Consider the following 17952-nt stretch of genomic DNA (forward strand, 5'->3'; position numbering starts at 1 on the left):
TTTCTTTCCCGCCACAATTTTCACCGGGGTCAGGTCTGACATTCAGACACGAACTCGACCGTAACTCTATCGTCTTGCTCAGCCCGTGTCCAAATGTCAGACCCGACCCTCGCTGCTTACTACGCGCGCTGGGGCATGCATTGCACGTCTGAGCGCTGCTTCTCCCTACTTAAGCCGCCCGCCCGGGCGGCAGATCTTATGTGCACTCGCCGAGTACGATTTGACCAAATTGAGCACAAGGCAAACAAAATATGCATACATAGTTACATTTGCAAACATTATTTGCACATTTGTGCATAGTGAAAAATTGCAGTTAACGTATCTAAGCTGCAATAATTGCGCCGTGCTCGGGAATCGCCCCAGCGCATCAACGACAGAAAGAGGCACATAATATGTTCAAGAAAATCGCAGCTGCCAGCGCCCTGCTCATCGCTTCCTCGGCCGCTTTTGCCGCCCAACCGAATACGTTCTACGCCGGTGGCGACGTCGGCAAGACCAAGGTCGACGACGTTTCCAAGCGCGACACCAGCGTCGGCGGCTTCGTCGGCTACAACTTCCACCAGAACTTCGCCGTGGAAGCCGGCTACCGCCGCCTGGCCGACTACGACATCTACGTCGGCACCCCGTCCATCGGTTTCGTGGACGGCAGCGCGAAGGTCGACCAGGCGCACCTGTCGCTGGTCGGCAGCCTGCCGGTGGCCCAGAACCTCAGCCTCTACGGCCGTCTCGGCCTCAACCGCCTGGAAGCCAAGGTCAGCTCGGCCGGCTACAGCGCCAAGGATTCCACCACCAAGGCCCTGTACGGCGTCGGCCTGAACTACGCCTTCACCCCGGCCGTGTCGGCGCGCCTCGAAGTGCAGAAGCCTGCCAGCGACGCGACCAACCTGAGCGCCGGCGTCGCCTTCCAGTTCTAAGCAGGAGATATGTCCATGTTCAAGAAGATCGCCCTCCTTGCCGCCCTGTTCGCAGCTTCCTCGGCCAGCTTCGCCGCGCAACCGGGCAGCTTCTATGCCGGTGCCGACCTCGGCCGCTCCAAGATCACCGATCTCGGTGGCCACGAGACCAGCTTCGGCGGCTTCGTCGGCTACAACTTCCATCCGAACGTTGCGGTGGAACTGGGCCAGCGCCGCCTGTTCGAGCGCGACTATGGCTGGGGCAACGGGAATGCGAACCTGCGCGCCGACCAGACCTCGCTCTCGCTGGTCGGCAGCATGCCGGTCGGGGAAAGCTTCAGCGTCTATGGCCGCCTCGGCGCCGCCCGCATCCAGGAGCGCTTCAGCACCGGTGGCTTCACCCACAAGGACTCGACCACCAAGGCGCTGTACGGCATTGGCCTGAGCTACGCGATCACGCCGGCGGTGACGGCACGCGTCGAAGTGCAGAAGATCTCCCAGCAGGCGACCAACCTGAGCACCGGCCTGTCCTACCAGTTCTGAGCGGCTCCGCCCTCGTCCAAAGCCCGGCACTGCCGGGCTTTTTTTTGGTTCTTCACGGATTTCCGGGAAACGCGGCTTTGATCTTCAGAAAGAAGAAGTCGCTGTCCCGGTAGCCGTAAGCCATTCGCTTCATCACTTTGATACGGTTGTTGATGCCTTCGAGCTGGCCGGTATGCATCGGCCAGCGCAGCCGTGCTGCGATGCCTCGCCAGTAAGGCTTGAGTTTCGCAGCGAACTTTCTTAACGGCTCGATGCCGCTATCGCGCGCCATCTTGAGCCAGCTGCGCCAGGCGAGGAGCCACTGCCACCCACCAGATGTCTGCCATAGTTCCTTGAGTGCCGTCTTCATCACGTACACCGTCATCAAGGCCTGGTTGGCAGCGAGCAGCTCGTCCAGATTGGCCTGCTGGGCCGGCGGGACGTTTTCCCGGTTGCGCAGCAACAGCCAACGAGAACGCTTGACGACTTTGCGCTGGGGCCGGTCGTCTCGCAAGCGGTTCGCCTCGTCGACGCGTACCCGGTCGATCACCTCTCGGCCGTACTTGGCGATAACGTGGAACAGGTCGTAGACCACACGCGCCTTCGGACATTGCTGACGAACTTCCAGGTCGAACGCAGTGTTCATGTCCATCGCGACGGCCTCGATGTTGGCGCAGCGTTCAGGGCCGAGCCATTCAAAGAATGGGCGGATGGCTTCGCGGCTGCGGCCTTCGCCAACCCACAAGACCTGCCTGCTGTCTGCATCGAGCACGACAGTGGCGTAACGATGCCCCTTGAACAGTGCAAACTCGTCCATGACGAGCCGAGTTGGTTGTGCTGCAGGCAAAGCGGCCAGTTCACGTTCCAGCTTGGCACGCTCGATATTGCGCACCGTTTCCCAGTGCAGCTGCACCAGTTTGCATACGTGGGCAACGGGCAGCTTCTCGCACCACAAGCCTACAAACTCGGCCAGGGAACGAGTCACCCGGGCATGGCGATCCAACCAGGCCACGCGCTCCGTACGAGTACCGCATTGACCGCAGCGCAGGCGCCTCAAAGGTACACGCAGCCACACAGGTAAGCCGAACATCGGCATGTCGCGGACGATGCGCACGCCTGCTTCATGTACCTGATGGCAGTGATGGTGACAGCCGCCACATACCATCGGCGCTGCCGGGTCCCGGCGTAGATCGATCCATACCGCGCCAGCCCGGCGCTCCAGTTTCGATGCAATGAACCCTTCCCAGAACGGGAGGGCGAGATTATGATTCGTCATGAAAGCGGTGGGAAAAGCAGGTTTTGTTGATCGCACAACAAGTCTAGCTCTTCTTCACCGCTTTCTTGTTTTTAGGATTGCTTCCCGCTAATCCGTGATGAACCTTTTTTTTTCGGGAGAACTAGGTGGCAGCCCGGCGCGTCCTGCGCTGCGGCGCCGACAGCACGGTGCCGAGCCGCAGCGCGGTATCGACCACGCTGTCGATCGCCGGCGCATAGCCGTCGTCGATCCAGCGCAGCGCGATGTGGATCACGCCGCCGACCACCCCGGCCTGCAGCAGCTCGTCGTCCGGCGCGCCCGGCGCGGCCACGATCCGGGCCACCTCGTGCCCGATCGCGCGCAGCGCGCCATCGAAGGCCAGGTCGACCGCGCGGCTGACGCCGCGGATCTCCAGCAGGAACACGCGCGCCGAGCGCGGCTCGCGCTGCAGGGCGGCGAAATAGGCATGCAGCATGGCGCGCGAGCGCGCGATGCGCCCGCGTCCGGCGTCCTTCGCCGCGCGCGTGATCTCCCCCAGCACGGCATAGGTGACGGCGTTGAAAGAGGCGATCAGGAGCGCCTCGCTGTTCGGGAAGGATTCGTAGAAGTAGCGTTCGGTAAGGCCGGCCGACTCGCAGACCGCCTTCACGGTGGCCTGGTGGTAGCCGCGCTCTCCATACACGGCAATGGCCGCGGCAATCAGGCGCGCGCGGCGGTCGGCGCGCCGCTCTTCCTGGGACAGCCCGCGGTAGGAACGGCTGGTGGTGAGCTCTGCTTTCATGACTACATTCTACACAGAAACTTCTTTCCAAACTTGCCACCGAGTTTCTGACAATGTACAGTGTCAAGATAAGAAAAGATCCCGAGACACCATGCATCCACCCGCGTCAACTTCTCCTGCGGCAGACGCCGCGCAGGAAGCCCCGCTGGACGTGCTCATCGTCGGCGCCGGACTGTCCGGCATCGGCGCCGCCAGCGCCTTGCAGCAGGGCTGCCCCGGCAAGCGCTACGCCATCCTCGAGGCACGCGACGCCATCGGCGGCACCTGGGACCTGTTCCGCTATCCCGGCGTCCGTTCCGATTCCGACATGTACACGCTCGGCTATGCCTTCCGTCCCTGGCTGGATGCCAAGGCGATCGCCGACGGCGCCGCCATCCTCGACTACGTGCGCGGCACCGCGCGCGAGCACGGCATCGAGCCGCACATCCGCTACGGCCACAAGGTGATCGGCGCGAGCTGGTGCTCGCAGGACGCGCTGTGGACCGTACAGGCGCGCCTGAAGGATGGCGGCACCCGCATCCTGCGGGCCCGTTTCCTCTACCTGTGCAGCGGCTACTACAGCTACGACGACGCCTACCGCCCGCGCTTCGAGGGCGAAGAGGAGTTCGCCGGGCGGATCGTGCAGCCGCAGTTCTGGCCCGAGGACCTCGACTACGGCGGCAAGCAGGTGGTGGTGATCGGCAGCGGCGCCACCGCCGTCACGCTGGTGCCGGCCATGGCCGGGCGCGCCGCCCACGTGACCATGCTGCAGCGTTCCCCAACCTACGTGGTGGCCCGGCCGTCGCGCTACCGCTTCGCGCAGCGCATGCAGGCTTTGCTCCCGCGCGATCTGGCCTATGCGCTGACGCGCTGGCGGGTGATCAGCGAAAGCATGTTCCTGTACTGGCTGGCGCGCCGCAAGCCGGAACTGGTCAAGCGCAAGATCGTCGAGATGGCCGGCCGGCAGCTCGGTTCGCCGCAGGCCGCGGCGGCCCACTTCACGCCCCGCTACAAACCCTGGGACCAGCGCATCTGCGTGGTCCCGGACGGCGACCTGTTCGAGGCGATCCGCGCCGGGCGCGCCTCGGTCGTCACCGATCACATCGTCCGCTTCACCAGGACCGGCATCCTGCTGCGGTCCGGGCGCGAGCTGGCGGCCGACCTGGTGGTGATGGCCACGGGCCTCAGCCTGAAGCTGTTCGGCGGCGCCACCCTGGTGGTGGACGGGCGCACGCTCGACCCCAGCCGCGCCATGTCCTACAAGGGCGTGATGCTCAGCGGCGTACCGAACTGCGCGCTGGCCTTCGGCTACACCAATGCGTCCTGGACCCTGAAGGCCGACCTGACCGCCGCCTGGGTCTGCCGCCTGCTGCGCCACATGGACGCGCGCGGCCAGGCCATCGCGGTGGCGCAGCGCGACCCGGCCGTCGCGGAAGCGCCCTTCCTCGACTTCAATTCCGGCTACGTCGAGCGGGCCCGCCACCTGCTGCCCAGGCAGGGCGCGCGCAAGCCCTGGCGGGTTCACCAGAACTACCTGCGCGACCTCCTGACCATCCGCTTCGGCCGCATCGACGACGGCGTGCTGCGCTTCGGGCGGCCGGGAGGCATGCCATGAAGCTCGCCAACCGCGTGGCCGTCGTCACCGGCGCCGGCGGCGGCATCGGGCGCGCCACCGCCTTCGCGCTGGCGCGGCGCGGCTGCCACCTGGCCCTGGCCGACATCGACGGCGCCGCCGCGGATGCTGCCGCCATGGAAGCCCGCGCGCTCGGAGTGCGCGCCTCCAGCCACCGGCTCGACGTTGCCGACCGCGGCGCCGTGCGCCTGCTGCCGGCCGCGGTACTGGACCTGCATGGCCGCGTCGACCTCCTGGTAAACAATGCCGGCGTCGCCCTCGGCGGCAGCTTCGAGCAGCTCGCCGAAGAGGATTTCGACTGGCTCATGGAGGTCAATTTCAACGCCGTGGTCCGGATGACGCGCGCCTTCCTGCCCCACCTGAGGCAGAGCGACGAGGCCCGCATCTTCAACCTGTCCAGCATCTACGGCATCGTCGCGCCGCCGGGCCAGAGCGCCTACGCGGCCAGCAAGTTCGCGGTGCGCGGTTTCAGCCACGCGCTGCGCCACGAACTCGAGGGCAGCACGGTGGCGGTCAGCGTGGTCCATCCCGGCGGCGTGGCGACCGCGATTGCGCACAACGCCCGCGCGCCGCGCGGCGCCTCCGAGCAGGAAGTCGCGCGTGGCCGCGCCGGCGCGCAGCGCCTGCTGCGCATGCCGTCCGAGCGGGCCGGCGAGCTCATCGTGCGCGGCATCGAGGGCCGCAAGGCGCGCATTCTGGTCGGCGCCGACGCGCGGCTGCTCGCCCTGCTCGAGCGCCTGAGTCCCGTCCATTACTGGCAAGCCCTGAAGAAAGCGAGTCCACGATGAAGTTGCACGCCCTGCTGGCTGTGCTTGGCGGCGTCGCGCTGCTGCTGCTCCTCTTGGGGGCGTTCAGCCGCCGCACGGCGCGCCGCATCGAAGCCTTCCTGCCGCCCGCCGGCAGCTTTGTCGAGGTGGACGGCGTGCGCCTGCACGTGCGCGACGAGGGCAGCGGCCCGGCGATCCTGATGATCCACGGCCTTGGCGGCCAGATGGCGCATTTCAACTATGGCGCCGTACGCGCGCTCTCAAGCCGCTACCGCGTGGTGGCGCTGGACCGGCCGGGTTCCGGCTACTCGACGCGCCCGGACGGCGTTCCTGCGGACCTGGCCGCCCAGGCGCGCGCCATCGCCGCGCTGATCGACAAACTGGGGCTGGAACGGCCGACCGTGGTCGGCCATTCGCTGGGCGGCGCCACCGCGCTGACGCTGGCGCTGGAACATCCGCATCGAGTGGGCGCCCTGGCGCTGCTGGCGCCCCTCAGCCACGCGCCCGATGCCGTGCCGCCGGTGTTCCGCTCGATGACGATCGAAACGGCCTGGCTGCGCCGGCTGTTCGCGGCGACCCTGGCGGTGCCGCTCGGAATCCTGGGCAGCAAGGCGATCTTGCGCGACGTATTCGGTCCGGAGAGCGTGCCCGCTGACTTCGCGACGCGCGGCGGCGGCCTGCTCGGCCTGCGCCCGCAGGCATTCCTGGCCGGCTCGGCCGACGTGCAGGCCCTGGCCCCCCACATGCGGGTCATCGAAGGCCGCTACGGCGAACTGGGCATGCCGGTCGCGGTGCTGTTCGGCCGCGGCGACCGCCTGCTCGACTGGCGCGCCAACGGCCAGGCGCTGGTGGACAAGGTCGCCGGCGCGCGGCTGGAACTGGTCGACGGCGGGCACATGCTCCTGGTAACGCAGCCGGATGTCACGGCAACGTTCATCGAGGACGTGGTCGCGGCGCGCATGACACTGGCAAGCTAGCATGCCCGCCATGAACCTCATCCAGACTCCACGCCTGCGGCTGCGCACCTGGGAGGCGGGCGATGCCCGTGCCTTCTGGGAACTGAACCAGGACCCGCGCGTGACGGAATTCCTGCCCGGCCCGCTCACGATGGCGCAGGCGCAAGCCTTCATTGCCTCCCAACAGGAACTGTACGCGCGCAGCGGGGCCTGCTATTTTGCCGTGACGGTCGCCGCGACCGGTGAGCTGGCCGGCTTCGTCGGCCTGAAGAAGCATGACGCAGGCCTGCCTTTCGCTCCCTGCACCGACATCGGCTGGCGCCTTGCGGCCAGGCACTGGGGCCAGGGGATTGCCAGCGAAGCGGCGCGCGCCTGCCTGCGCTTCGGCTTCACCCAACTGGGGCTCGAGGAAATCGTCTCCTTCACCGTCCCGGCCAACCTGCGCTCGCGTGCGCTGATGGAAAAGCTCGGCATGCGCGAAGACGTCCGGGGCGCGTTTGCGCACCCGGCCTTGCCGGCGGAACATCCGCTCTCGCAGCACGTGTTGTACCGCCTCCGCCGTACGGAGGCGCAGGCCGGCGCCTGAAGCGCCGCTCAGCGCTCGCGCGGCGCAGTCCCCTGGTCGTACTGGTCCGCATCGGTCTGGCCGCTGGGCACGTTCCCCTGTCGGCCCGCCTGCTGGCCGGACTGCTGCCCCGATTGCTGACCCGACTGTCGGTTGCCGGCGCTGCCCTTGCCGATTCCTTCCATCCCGGTCTGGATCTGCCCGCCCTGGCTGCCGCCGCTGAAGGCCTGGTCGGCCTCCTGGTGGGTGGTGTCGCCGGCGAGCAGGTCGTCGGAGCGGCTGGCCGACTGCTGGCCGTCCTGGTGTTGACTGCCCATGGCGCCGATGTCGCCGGTGCCGCCGGTGCCCATGCTGCCGGCGCTGCTGCTGCCGTCGCGGGTCACCTGGTCGTAGTTGCGTCCTTTGGCGTCCTTGCCTTCGCTCTGCATCGACATGCTGGTCTCCTTGTCATGAAATAGGCATCCCATGATAGCCGCGCCGGAGCCGCGCACGGATAGGCCCGCGCCGACGCGCGCTGTAGGACCCTGACCTGCCTTCAGGCAGCGACGCCCTGCCCGCCCAGCACCTGCACCAGGCTCTGCAGATCGTAGGGCTTGCGCAGGACCGCGGCATCCGGCCAGTTCGCCACTTCGCCATGGCCGGTGGCGAACACGATGCGCACGCCCGGCGCATTGCAGCGTGCCTGGGCCGCAAGGGCATCGCCCCACATCCCCGGCAGCTGCACGTCGGTGATCAGGATGTCGGTCCCGGCGCTGATCAAGGGCAGCGCCGTCTCGGCATCGGGCGCGGTCCGGACCCGGTGGCCGAGGTGTTCCAGCAGGGCCGCGGTATTGGCGCGGATGTTGTCTTCGTCCTCGACCAGCACGATCGACAGGCCGCCCGACTGCTGCGGCGTGGAGTCCACTGGCGCCGGCACTTGCGCCGTCCCCCGCTTCTGGCCGGCCAGCACCTGGCGGATCCGCCGCGCCAGGCGCTCCCGGGTGTAGGGCTTGCCCAGCAATTCCACGCCCGGGTCGAGGCGCCCGCCATGGACGATGGCGTTTTCGGTATAGCCGGAGGTGAACAGCACCGCCAGGTTCGGCAGGCGCTCGCGCGCCATCCGCGCCAGGTCGGGACTGCGCAGGTGGCCCGGCATGACCACGTCGGTGAACAGCAGATCGATCGGCACGCCGCTGTCGATCACCGCCAGCGCACTGGCGGCGTCGGGCGCCTTCAGCACCCGGTAGCCCAGGCCGGACAGCATCTCGACCACGGTGGCGCGCACCGCCTCGTCGTCCTCGGCCACCAGGATGGTTTCGGTGCCGCCCACCGCCTGCTGCGACTCGACCGGGCCGAGCGGCTCCTCGGCCGCGGTCGAACGCGGCAGGTAAAGCTTGACGGTGGTGCCCTGCCCGACCTCGCTGTAGATCTTCACGTGGCCGCCCGACTGCTTCACGAAACCGTAGACCATCGACAGGCCCAGTCCCGTGCCCTTGCCTTCTTCCTTGGTCGAATAGAAGGGCTCGAAGGCGCGGCTGACCACTTCCGGCGGCATGCCGCAGCCGGTATCGCTCACGGCCAGCATCACGTACTGGCCCGGAATCACGTCGCCATGGGTGCGGCAGTACAGGTCGTCGAGCACGGCGTTGGTGGCTTCGATCGTCATGCGGCCGCGCCCGAGCATCGATCCGCTCATCGCATCGCGCGCATTGATGGCCAGGTTCAGCAGCGCGTTCTCGACCTGGGCCACGTCCACCGCCGTATTCCACAGGCCGCCCGAGATCACCATCTCGATCTCGATCTCTTCGCCCAGCGAGCGGCGCAGCAGGTCTTCCATGTTCGCCACCAGGCGGCTGATCTTGATGACCTTGGGCTCGAGCGGCTGGCGGCGCCCGAAGGCCAGCAGGTAGCTGGCCAGCTTGGCGCCCTTGTCCACCGCCGAACGCGCGCTCTCGATCCAGCGCGCGCAGTCGGGCTTTGCCGCGCCGCGCGCCTGCTCGGCCATCTGCAGCAGCTGCAGGTTGCCCGAGATGATCTGCAGCAGGTTGTTGAAGTCGTGCGCCACGCCCCCGGTCAGCTTGCCGATGGTTTCCATTTTCTGTGCCTGCTGCAGCGCCAGCTCGGTGCGGCGCATGGTTTCCAGCTGCTCGCGGTCGGCCGTGATGTCGCGCCCGATCGCATGCACGTAGCGCTCGTCCGGGGCCGCGGTCCAGGACAGCAGGCACCAGTTGCCATCCTTGCGCCGGTAGCGGTTCTCGAACTTGTTGACGTAGGAGCCGCGGCCCAGCGCCGCCATCTGGGCCACCGTCGCGGTGCGGTCCTCGGGATGCACCAGGTCGAGGAAGTTCTTGCCGATGATGTCGGTCTCCTGCCAGCCCAGCAGCGCGCCGAAGGCCGGGCTGACCGCCTCCACCCGGCCGTCGAAGGCGCACACCAGCAGGATGTCCTTGGAGAGCCGCCACATGCGGTCGCGTTCGGCCGTGCGCAGGGCCACCTGGCCCTGCAGGTCGTCGTTCAGGGCGGCGTAGCGCTGCGCCGTGTTCTTCTGTTCCTCGATATCGGTGTTGGTGCCGACCCAGCCCGTCACCAGTCCGTCGGCGCCGCGCAGCGGCAGCGCGCGGTTCAGGTGCCAGCGGTAGCTGCCGTCGGCCCGGCGCAGCCGCGCCTCGGCCTCGAACAGCACGCCGGTGGCGACCGATTCGGTCCAGCGGGTGCGCAGCGCATGCAGGTCGCCCGGGTGGATCATGCGTCCCCAGCCGTCAGCAAGCAGATCCTCGTGTCGATAGCCGCTGTAGGCGAAGATCTTCTCGTTGAACCAGTTCAGCTGCCCTTTCGCGTCGGCGGCCCAGACCTGGGCCGGCATGGCCTGGGCAAAGGTGCGGAAGCGCGCCTCGCTCTCGCGCATCGCCCCTTCCGCGCGCACGCGCTCGGTCACGTCGTTGCCCTGCACGAAAATCCCGATGACGGCGCCGGCGTCGTCACGCACCGGCTGGAACACGAAGTCCAGGTAATGCTGGCGGTTCTCGCCGTCGGCGCCGGTGAGCCAGATCTCGGTGGCGGCGCCGGTATGCGGGCGGCCGGCGGCATACACCTGGTCGAGCAGCCCCAGAAAGCCCTGCGCGGCCACTTCCGGCAGCACCTCGCGCACGCTGCGGCCGATGATGTCGGCGCGCTCCACCAGCCCGAGGTAGGCCTCGTTGACCAGTTCGTAGCGGTGTTCGGGGCCGGTGAGCATGGCCATGAAGCCCGGCGCCTGGGCGAACATGGCGCGCAGGCGCTCCTGCTCGCCGGCCTGGTAGCGCTCGGCGCGCACCTTGTCGGTGGTTTCCACCACCAGTGCCAGCACGCCGGCAATGCTGCCGTCGGCGGCGACGATCGGCGAGTAGTCGAGGCTGAGCCAGACCTGCTCGGGTTCGCCGTGGCGGCACAGGCGCAGTTCGGCGTCGCGGTAGGACAGCGTGCCCCCGGCCATGCAGACCCGCATCACGTTGTCGTTGAAAGCCGCTTCGTCGGGCCAGCTCTCGCGCACCGGCACGCCCAGCTGCTGCGGATGGCGCTCGGCGGCGATGCGGGCGTAGCCGTCGTTGTAGATCATGACGCCGTCCTGGCCCCACATGGTCACCATCGGCGCCGGCGAGCGCAGGATCAGGTCGACCGTATTGCGCACCACCGGCGGCCATCCGCCGATGGGGCCCAGACTGGTGGCGCTCCAGTCGAATTCATCGATGAGTTTGCCAAGTTCGCCTCCGCCCTGGGCGAAGGGCCTGGTTACTGCAACTTCCGGGTGCGCCATGCTGATCCGACTCCATTTGTAGAACAGCAATTGTAATATCCCGGCACACACAATGAAACACGAATGTGTCCTGTCATTACGCACGCAAGACACAACTCCTTCAGTTATGAAATGTACAATCCTTCCATCGCCCCGCCGCCACTGCAGGAAGCATGCATGACAACCGATCTCCGCGCCCTGGTCGTGTTCGCCGACCCGTCCCTGCACCGCTCGCGCACCAGCCGCCGGGTGGCCGACGCCGTGGCCGGCCTGCCCGGCGTACTGGTGCGCGACCTGTACCAGCTGTATCCTGATTTTTACATCGACGTGCGGCGCGAGCGCGAACTGCTCAAGGCCGCGCCGCTGCTCGTGTTCGTGTTTCATCTCGACTGGTATGCGATGCCGGCCCTGCTCAAGGAATGGTTCGACAGCGTGTTCAAGCCCGACTGGGCAGAGCGGCAGCCGCGGCGCCTGGCAGGCAAGCGCGCCTTCGCCGCCGTCTCCTGCCCGGGCGGCGCCCTCGATTACCGGCCCGGCGGCGCGCACGGACGGCCGCTGGAAGACTACCTGGCCCCGCTCGCGCAGAGCGCCAGCGTGTGCGGCATGGAATGGCTGGCCCCGCAGGTGTTCCACGAAGCCGATGCGCAAGGCGGCAGCGCCGCCGACGGGCACGCGGACGCGCTGCGCGTGCGGCTTGCCCGACTGGCCGCCCTCGACATCGACACCCAGGGAGGCAGGAATGGAACATGACATGCTGCTCAATGCGCTGGTCTACCTGGCCGCGGCGCTGGTCGCGGTGCCCGTCGCCAAACGCCTCGGCCTGGGCGCGGTGCTCGGCTACCTGCTGGCCGGGATCGCCATCGGCCCCTGGGGCCTGGGCCTGATCCGTGAAGTCGAGGACATCCTGCATTTTGCCGAGTTCGGCGTGGTGCTGCTGCTGTTCGTGATCGGCCTCGAGCTCGAGCCGCGCCGCCTGTGGTCGCTGCGCCGCTCGATCTTCGGCTGGGGCACGGCCCAGGTGGCGGGGGTGGCGGCGCTGCTGCTGCTGGCGGCGCTCGCGGCCGGCGTCCCTTGGCAGACCGCCCTGATTGCCGCCCTCGGCCTGTCGCTGTCCTCGACCGCGATCGCGCTCACCACCATGCAGGAACGCAACCTGATTCCGACCCCGGCGGGCCAGGCCGGCTTCGCGATCCTGCTGTTCCAGGACATCGCCGCGATCCCGATGATTGCCCTGCTGCCGCTGCTGGGCGTGCCCGATTCCCACCCCGGCGCCGGCTGGAGCGGGGTCTTGCTGCCCATCGCCGTGATCGGCGGCCTGGTGCTGGCCGGGCGCTTCCTGGTGCGCCCGCTGCTGCGCTTCATCGCCCGCACCGGCATGCGCGAGATCTTCACCGCGTTTGCCCTGTTCCTGGTCATTGCGATCTCGCTCCTGATGGCATGGAGCGGCATGTCGATGGCCCTGGGCGCCTTCATGGCCGGCGTGCTGCTGGCCGATTCCGAATACCGCCACGCGCTCGAAGCCGACCTGGAACCCTTCAAAGGCCTGCTGCTCGGGCTATTCTTCATCGCGGTCGGGATGTCGGTCGACTTCGGCGTGCTGCTGGCCCAGCCATGGCGCATCGTCTTCATGGCGGCCGCTTTCCTCTCGATCAAGCTGGCGGTCCTGTGGCTGCTGGCGCGTTTCTTCGGCATGGCGGGACGCCAGCGGGTGCTGTTCGCCTTCCTGCTGTCGCAAGGAGGCGAGTTCGCCTTCGTGGTGTTCGGCGCGGCGGTCACGAGCCGGGTGTTCGCGCCCGAGACGGCGTCGGTGCTGGTGCTGATGGTGGCGCTGTCGATGCTGGCCACGCCGCTGCTCCTGATCCTGTACGACCGCGTGCTGGAGCCGCGCTGGCAGCGCCTGCGCCGGCGCGAGCCCGACGCCATCGACGCCAACCAGGGCCACGTGATTATCGCCGGCTTCGGCCGCTTCGGCCAGATCGTCGGCCGCCTGCTGAACGCCAACCAGGTGCCGCTGACCATGCTCGACCACGACCCCGACCAGATCGACACCCTGCGCCAGTTCGGTTTCAAGGTCTTCTACGGCGACGCCACCCGGATCGACCTGCTGCACGCGGCCGGCGCCGACCACGCGCGCGCCCTGGTGCTGTCGGTCGACGGCGTCGAGGACAGCCTGAAGCTGGCCGCCGCCGTGCGGGCCGAGTTTCCCGACCTGCCGATCCTGGCCCGTGCCCGCAACGTCACCCATTATTACGAGCTGATGGACCTGGGCGTAACCGTGATCGAGCGCGAAACCTTCGAGTCCGCGCTGATGCTGGGCCGGCGCGTGATGGAGGAACTCGGCTTTGGCGCCTATTTCGCGCGCCAGGCGGCCATGCGCTTTCGCGAGCATAACCTCAAGAGCGTGCTCGACGTTTACCCGTATTACAAGGACCGCGAGCAGTACGCCTCGATGGCGCGGCGCGCGCGCGGGGAGCTGCATGCGATGTTCGAACGCGACTTCGTGGCGATGCGCGAGCGCGAACCGGACGAATAGCCGGACACGGCGTTTTCCATCAGGCAAGGCGAACAGGGTATGATGGCGGCTTCCCCACCGCCGCGCCAGCGCCACCGAACCGCCATGAACAGGACCGCAGGCAGGACCCGGATCTCCACCCAGCTGATGCTGCTGTTCGTCGGGCTGGCCCTGGCGATCGTGCTGGTGCTCGCGCTGGTACTGAACCGGCTTGCCACCGAACGCTCGGAAGAAGAACTGGGACACCAGTTCGCCGAAATCGCCCTCCAGACCACCGACAAGCTCGACCGCACCCTGTTCGAACGCTATCGCGAAGTGCGCTTGCTGTCCACCCAGGCCGGGCTCGCCGGCCGCGCCGTCGACGTGCCGGCCAGGCGCCGCTTCCTCGAGGAGATGCAGAAGACCTACCCCTACTATGCCTGGCTCGGCATCACCGACACGGACGGGCGCGTGCTGGTCTCCGCCAACGGCCTGCTGGAGGGGGTGAACGTCGGCGCCCGCCCGTGGTACCTGAATGCACTCAAGGGCAAGCACCTGACCGACGTGCACGAGGCGGTCCTGCTCAGCAAGCTGTTGCAGCCCGCGGGCGGCGAACCGATGCGCTTCATCGACATCGCCTTTCCCTACCGGGATGCGGCCGGCCGGGTCGCCGGCGTGCTGGGCGCCCACCTGAGCATCGACTGGGCGCACGACATCGAGCAATCCGTCATGCGCCCACTTCTGATTCGCCGGCGCCTCGAGGCGCTGGTGGTCGGGCCCGACATGAACGTCATCATCGGGCCCAGGCACCTGGTCGGCACCCGGCTGGCCCCAAGTGGCAAGAGCCTGGCCGGCGCCGGCCGCAACGGCCATGCGGTCGACAGCTTTGGCGACGGCAAGACCTACCTGGTCGGCTACAGCAGGAGCCAGGGCCACAGCTTCGCGCCGGGCCTGGACTGGACCGTGCTGGTGCGCCAGGAAGTGGACCAGGCCTACGCCCCGATCGCCGAGTTCAGGCGCCAGGTGATCGTCATCGGCCTGGCGATCGCCCTGCTGGCGGCGCTGATCGCCACGCTGCTGGCGCGGCGCATCGCCGGGCCGCTGCGGCTGCTGGCCGAATCGGCGCGCCGCATCGAGGCCGGCGAGCTGCAGGACATCGAGGAGGTGCGCGGCGGCTACCGTGAGATCGCCATGTTGCGCATCGCGCTGCGTTCGCTGATCGGCAAGCTGCAGGCCAACGAAGGCGCCATGCGCCAGGCGGCACGCCGCAAGGATGAATTCCTCGCCACCCTCGCGCACGAACTGCGCAACCCGCTGGCGCCGATTTCGGTCGCCGCCGAACTGCTGTCGCTGGCGCCGCCCGACGCCGCCCAGCAGAAGCGCTACGGCGCCATGATCGGACGCCAGGTGCGTCACATGACCGACATGATCGACGACCTGCTCGACGTCTCGCGCGTCACCCGCGGCCAGATCAAGCTGGAACGCCGCCCGATCAGCCTGCAGGAAGTGGCGGCGGAAGCGGTCGAGCAGGTGATGCCGCTGGTGGCGTCCAAAAAACACCGCCTGGCGCAGGCGATCCCGGCGGCGCCTGTCATGGTGCAGGGCGACCGTACCCGCCTGGTGCAGGTGGTCGCCAACCTGCTGAACAACGCAGCCAAGTACACCCCCGAGGGCGGCCGGCTCGACCTGGTCCTGTCGACCGAGGGCGGGCATGCGCGCCTGAGCGTGCGCGACAATGGCATCGGCATGACGCCCGATCTGATCGAGCACGCCTTCGAGCTGTTCACCCAGGAAACCCGCAAGACCGACCTGAGCATGGGCGGCCTGGGCGTGGGCCTGGCCCTGTCCAGGCAACTGGTGACGCTCCACGACGGCGTGCTGACGGTCAGCAGCGCGGGACCGGGCATGGGCAGCGAATTTACCGTGGTGCTGCCCATGCTGGAAGCCGTTCCCGCTTGCGCCCCGGCTCCCGGCGCGCCGCTCGCTCCCGCCGCGGCGCCTTCCCGCGGCCTGGTGCTGGTCGTCGACGACAATACCGATGCCGCCGATACGCTCGGCCTGCTCGCCTCCTCGCTCGGCCATGAGGTGCTGGTCGAATACGGCCCGCTGGCGGCGCTGGAGCGCGCGGGCGTCCGTCCCCCGGCGATCTGCCTGCTGGACATCGGCATGCCGGTCATGGACGGTTACGAACTGGCCCGGCGCCTGCGCGCGCTGCCCGCGATGGAGGATGCCCTGCTGGTCGCCGTCACCGGCTACAGCCAGGACGAGGACCGCCGGCGCGCCCTCGCCGCGGGCTTCGACGCCCACCTCGCCAAGCCGGTCGACGTCGAGCGCCTCGCGGCCCTGCTGACGGCGCGCTCGCGGCCGGCAGCGCAAACCGTGTAGGATGCGCAGCTCGCAAACACGAACAGGATGAGGATGAAACCCGACATCGCGGTGTATGGAAATGTGTGGCCGCTCGATGCCTTGTCGGCGCTGCAGACCGAGTTCAACTGCCATGTGATGGGAAGCATGAGCGCGGCCGAACAGGCGCGCTTCTTCGATGAGGGGGCGCCACGCGTGCGCGGCGTCTTGAGCACCGGCATCCATGGCATCGACGCCGCCACCGCGGCGCGCTTCCCGCAACTCGAGATCGTCGCCGTGCACGGGGTCGGGCTGGACGCGGTCGACCTGCCGGCGCTGGCCGCGCGCGGCATCGTCGTCACCAGTACGCCGGAGGTGCTGACCGAGGACGTGGCCGACCTCGCCGTGACACTGCTGCTCGCGGCGTCCCGGCGCCTGCCCCTGCTCGACCGCTACGTGCGCGCCGGCCACTGGCTCGACAAGCGCCCCTTGCCGCCGGCGCGCAGCCTGCGCGGCAAGACGGCGGGCATCTACGGCTACGGCCGCATCGGCCAGGCCGTGGCCAGCCGCCTGCGCGCTTTCGGCATCGGGATCCGCTATTTCCAGCGCAGCGCCGGGCCGGAACCGCAGCTGCGCTGCGCCTCGCTGCGCGAACTGGCGGCCGCCAGCGACTACCTGGTCGTGTGCACGCCGGGCGGCGCCGCGACCCTGCACGCGGTCGACGCGGCGGTGCTGGACGCGCTTGGCCCCGAAGGCATCCTGGTCAACATCGCGCGCGGCAGCGTGGTCGACGAGGCGGCGCTGGCCGAGGCGCTGGCCGCCGGGCGCCTGGGGGCGGCCGCCCTGGACGTGTTCGAGGACGAGCCGCACGTCCCGGCCGCGCTGCGCGCCCTCGACAATGCGGTGCTGAGCCCGCACGTCGGCAGCTTCACCGTCGAGGCGCGCGAGGCGATGCGCACGCTGTGCTTCGACAACCTGCGCGCGCACTTCGCCGGCAGGCCGGTCCTGACTCCTGTCCTGACATAAACCAGGGCGCTAGAGCACCAGTCCCGCCGGCGCCGGCTGGCGGGTGAAACTCGGGCCCGCCGTGGTGGGCCGATCGCCTTCCCACACCAGCATGTCGATGCACATGCGCCGCCCCGTCATGGCCGGGTCCCAGGCGTGGTACACGATCCAGTCCTGGCTGCCGTCCGGCGAGGTGGTGAAGGAATTGTGGCCCGGTCCGATCACCTGGCCCGGCCGCGAACGCATCAAGAGGGCCTGGTCGCTGCCCCCGGGCCGCGTGAACGGCCCCAGCGGATGGTCCGCCACCACGTAGCTCAGCCCGTAGTTTTCCTTTTCCCAGGCCCCGCCGCTGTAGAAGCAGTAGTACCGGCCGCCGTGCACCAGCACCGAGGCGCCCTCGACCGTGTGCCAGTCGTAGACCGCGTCGTACATCGCGCGCTGCTTCTTGAACAGGTGCCAGTCGGCGTGCGGGCGCGCCACCGTGCGCGGCGCGCCCGCCAGCCGGTCCATGGTCACCAGGCGGTCGACCACGATGCCGGTGCCGATGCGGTGGTCGTCCTCCAGCGCGAGGAAGTCGACGCAGTAGTACAGGTACCACTGGCCGTCGTGGTCGCGAAACGGGTGGGCGTCGATCGAGAACGCCAGGTTCGGCACCAGGAGCACGCCCTGGTCGACGAAGGGCCCGACCGGATTGTCGGCCACCGCCACCCGCAGCTTCTGGTGTTTGCCCTCGGCGTCGCCGCGCGAATAGTACATCCAGAACTTGCCTTCGCTATGGGCCACTTCCGGCGCCCAGAAGTGGTCGTTGCCCGGATCGGCGGGCGCCGTCAGCGCGAAGCCCGCGCGGTGCCAGTCGACCAGGTCGTTCGACACCAGCACCGGGAAGCGCCCGCCCCCGGGGCCGTCGGGGGCGGTGCCGTAGGCGTAGTAGCGGCCTTCGTGCTTGAGCACGAAGGGGTCTGCCATGATTTCCGGATAGACCGGGTTGCAGTAGGTCTTCAGCATCGGGCC

Annotated in this window: 15 protein-coding genes; 10 read left to right on the forward strand and 5 right to left on the reverse strand. The window is 68.4% G+C overall.

Annotated features, from left to right (window positions below):
• Positions 1-392 precede the first annotated feature (392 nt).
• Together MasN3_RS14415 and MasN3_RS14420 are read left to right on the forward strand one after the other, a co-directional pair.
• On the forward strand, positions 393-914 hold the full coding sequence (locus tag MasN3_RS14415; protein WP_281908001.1) for an outer membrane beta-barrel protein: 522 nt from the start codon (positions 393-395) through the stop codon (positions 912-914).
• Between the two features lie 15 nt (positions 915-929).
• Complete coding sequence (locus MasN3_RS14420; RefSeq protein ID WP_281908003.1) at positions 930-1436, forward strand: outer membrane beta-barrel protein; 507 nt, start codon at positions 930-932, stop codon at positions 1434-1436.
• A 52-nt stretch (positions 1437-1488) separates the two neighbouring features.
• Here MasN3_RS14420 and MasN3_RS14425 read toward each other — a convergent pair whose 3' ends face one another.
• Together MasN3_RS14425 and MasN3_RS14430 are read right to left on the reverse strand one after the other, a co-directional pair.
• Positions 1489-2691 carry an ISL3 family transposase gene (locus MasN3_RS14425; RefSeq protein WP_281908004.1) on the reverse strand — a complete coding sequence of 401 codons (1203 nt, stop codon included), beginning with the start codon at positions 2689-2691 and terminating at the stop codon, positions 1489-1491.
• Between the two features lie 121 nt (positions 2692-2812).
• A complete protein-coding gene (locus MasN3_RS14430; RefSeq protein ID WP_281908006.1) occupies positions 2813-3451 on the reverse strand; it encodes a TetR/AcrR family transcriptional regulator in 639 nt (212 codons plus the stop codon).
• Positions 3452-3542: 91 nt separating this feature from the next.
• Between MasN3_RS14430 and MasN3_RS14435 the strand changes: the two genes are divergently transcribed.
• The 4 genes from MasN3_RS14435 to MasN3_RS14450 are packed head-to-tail and all read left to right on the forward strand — an operon-like array spanning position 3543 to position 7372.
• A complete protein-coding gene (locus MasN3_RS14435; protein ID WP_281908007.1) occupies positions 3543-5045 on the forward strand; it encodes a flavin-containing monooxygenase in 1503 nt (500 codons plus the stop codon).
• Positions 5042-5851 (forward strand): SDR family NAD(P)-dependent oxidoreductase, encoded by an 810-nt coding sequence (locus MasN3_RS14440; RefSeq protein WP_281908009.1) that lies wholly within the window; start codon positions 5042-5044, stop codon positions 5849-5851. The genes MasN3_RS14435 and MasN3_RS14440 overlap by 4 nt, the downstream gene beginning before the upstream one ends.
• The gene (locus tag MasN3_RS14445) at positions 5848-6807 is read left to right on the forward strand and encodes an alpha/beta fold hydrolase (protein WP_281908010.1); all 960 of its coding nucleotides are present in this window, start codon (positions 5848-5850) and stop codon (positions 6805-6807) included. Before MasN3_RS14440 ends, MasN3_RS14445 begins: the two co-directional genes overlap by 4 nt.
• 10 nt (positions 6808-6817) lie before the next feature.
• Entirely contained in the window at positions 6818-7372 is a 555-nt protein-coding gene (locus MasN3_RS14450; protein ID WP_281908012.1) for a GNAT family N-acetyltransferase, read from the forward strand.
• Positions 7373-7380: 8 nt separating this feature from the next.
• On the opposite strand, the gene MasN3_RS14455 is transcribed toward MasN3_RS14450, so the two are convergent.
• On the reverse strand, positions 7381-7785 hold the full coding sequence (locus tag MasN3_RS14455; protein WP_281908014.1) for a hypothetical protein: 405 nt from the start codon (positions 7783-7785) through the stop codon (positions 7381-7383).
• Positions 7786-7886: 101 nt separating this feature from the next.
• Entirely contained in the window at positions 7887-11123 is a 3237-nt protein-coding gene (locus MasN3_RS14460) for a hybrid sensor histidine kinase/response regulator (protein ID WP_281908016.1), read from the reverse strand.
• Positions 11124-11279: 156 nt separating this feature from the next.
• Here MasN3_RS14460 and MasN3_RS14465 point away from each other — a divergent pair, with 156 nt between their 5' ends.
• The 4 genes from MasN3_RS14465 to MasN3_RS14480 all read left to right on the forward strand — a co-directional run bounded on the left by MasN3_RS14465 (position 11280) and on the right by MasN3_RS14480 (position 16962).
• Positions 11280-11852 (forward strand): NAD(P)H-dependent oxidoreductase, encoded by a 573-nt coding sequence (locus MasN3_RS14465; protein ID WP_281908017.1) that lies wholly within the window; start codon positions 11280-11282, stop codon positions 11850-11852.
• A complete protein-coding gene (gene kefC, locus MasN3_RS14470; RefSeq protein WP_281908018.1) occupies positions 11842-13635 on the forward strand; it encodes a glutathione-regulated potassium-efflux system protein KefC in 1794 nt (597 codons plus the stop codon). Before MasN3_RS14465 ends, kefC begins: the two co-directional genes overlap by 11 nt.
• An 84-nt stretch (positions 13636-13719) precedes the next feature.
• On the forward strand, positions 13720-15978 hold the full coding sequence (locus tag MasN3_RS14475; protein ID WP_281908020.1) for a hybrid sensor histidine kinase/response regulator: 2259 nt from the start codon (positions 13720-13722) through the stop codon (positions 15976-15978).
• 33 nt (positions 15979-16011) lie between these two features.
• On the forward strand, positions 16012-16962 hold the full coding sequence (locus MasN3_RS14480) for a 2-hydroxyacid dehydrogenase (protein ID WP_281908021.1): 951 nt from the start codon (positions 16012-16014) through the stop codon (positions 16960-16962).
• Positions 16963-16971: 9 nt separating this feature from the next.
• Here MasN3_RS14480 and MasN3_RS14485 read toward each other — a convergent pair whose 3' ends face one another.
• Positions 16972-17946 (reverse strand): glycoside hydrolase family 43 protein, encoded by a 975-nt coding sequence (locus MasN3_RS14485; protein ID WP_281908022.1) that lies wholly within the window; start codon positions 17944-17946, stop codon positions 16972-16974.
• Positions 17947-17952: the final 6 nt, after the last annotated feature.

This window comes from Massilia varians, from assembly GCF_027923905.1.
GTDB lineage: Bacteria > Pseudomonadota > Gammaproteobacteria > Burkholderiales > Burkholderiaceae_D > Telluria > Telluria varians_B.

What these genes read in the sequence shown, in the direction of transcription:
- MasN3_RS14455 (WP_281908014.1), bottom strand. Translation starts at nt 7,785, where the DNA reads ATGTCGATGCAGAGCGAAGGCAAGGACGCCAAAGGACGCAACTACGAC.
- MasN3_RS14425 (WP_281908004.1), bottom strand. Translation starts at nt 2,691, where the DNA reads ATGACGAATCATAATCTCGCCCTCCCGTTCTGGGAAGGGTTCATTGCA.
- MasN3_RS14415 (WP_281908001.1), top strand. Translation starts at nt 393, where the DNA reads ATGTTCAAGAAAATCGCAGCTGCCAGCGCCCTGCTCATCGCTTCCTCG.
- MasN3_RS14450 (WP_281908012.1), top strand. Translation starts at nt 6,818, where the DNA reads ATGAACCTCATCCAGACTCCACGCCTGCGGCTGCGCACCTGGGAGGCG.
- MasN3_RS14430 (WP_281908006.1), bottom strand. Translation starts at nt 3,451, where the DNA reads ATGAAAGCAGAGCTCACCACCAGCCGTTCCTACCGCGGGCTGTCCCAG.
- MasN3_RS14475 (WP_281908020.1), top strand. Translation starts at nt 13,720, where the DNA reads ATGAACAGGACCGCAGGCAGGACCCGGATCTCCACCCAGCTGATGCTG.
- MasN3_RS14480 (WP_281908021.1), top strand. Translation starts at nt 16,012, where the DNA reads ATGAAACCCGACATCGCGGTGTATGGAAATGTGTGGCCGCTCGATGCC.
- MasN3_RS14420 (WP_281908003.1), top strand. Translation starts at nt 930, where the DNA reads ATGTTCAAGAAGATCGCCCTCCTTGCCGCCCTGTTCGCAGCTTCCTCG.
- kefC (WP_281908018.1), top strand. Translation starts at nt 11,842, where the DNA reads ATGGAACATGACATGCTGCTCAATGCGCTGGTCTACCTGGCCGCGGCG.
- MasN3_RS14435 (WP_281908007.1), top strand. Translation starts at nt 3,543, where the DNA reads ATGCATCCACCCGCGTCAACTTCTCCTGCGGCAGACGCCGCGCAGGAA.
- MasN3_RS14485 (WP_281908022.1), bottom strand. Translation starts at nt 17,946, where the DNA reads ATGCTGAAGACCTACTGCAACCCGGTCTATCCGGAAATCATGGCAGAC.
- MasN3_RS14465 (WP_281908017.1), top strand. Translation starts at nt 11,280, where the DNA reads ATGACAACCGATCTCCGCGCCCTGGTCGTGTTCGCCGACCCGTCCCTG.
- MasN3_RS14445 (WP_281908010.1), top strand. Translation starts at nt 5,848, where the DNA reads ATGAAGTTGCACGCCCTGCTGGCTGTGCTTGGCGGCGTCGCGCTGCTG.
- MasN3_RS14440 (WP_281908009.1), top strand. Translation starts at nt 5,042, where the DNA reads ATGAAGCTCGCCAACCGCGTGGCCGTCGTCACCGGCGCCGGCGGCGGC.
- MasN3_RS14460 (WP_281908016.1), bottom strand. Translation starts at nt 11,123, where the DNA reads ATGGCGCACCCGGAAGTTGCAGTAACCAGGCCCTTCGCCCAGGGCGGA.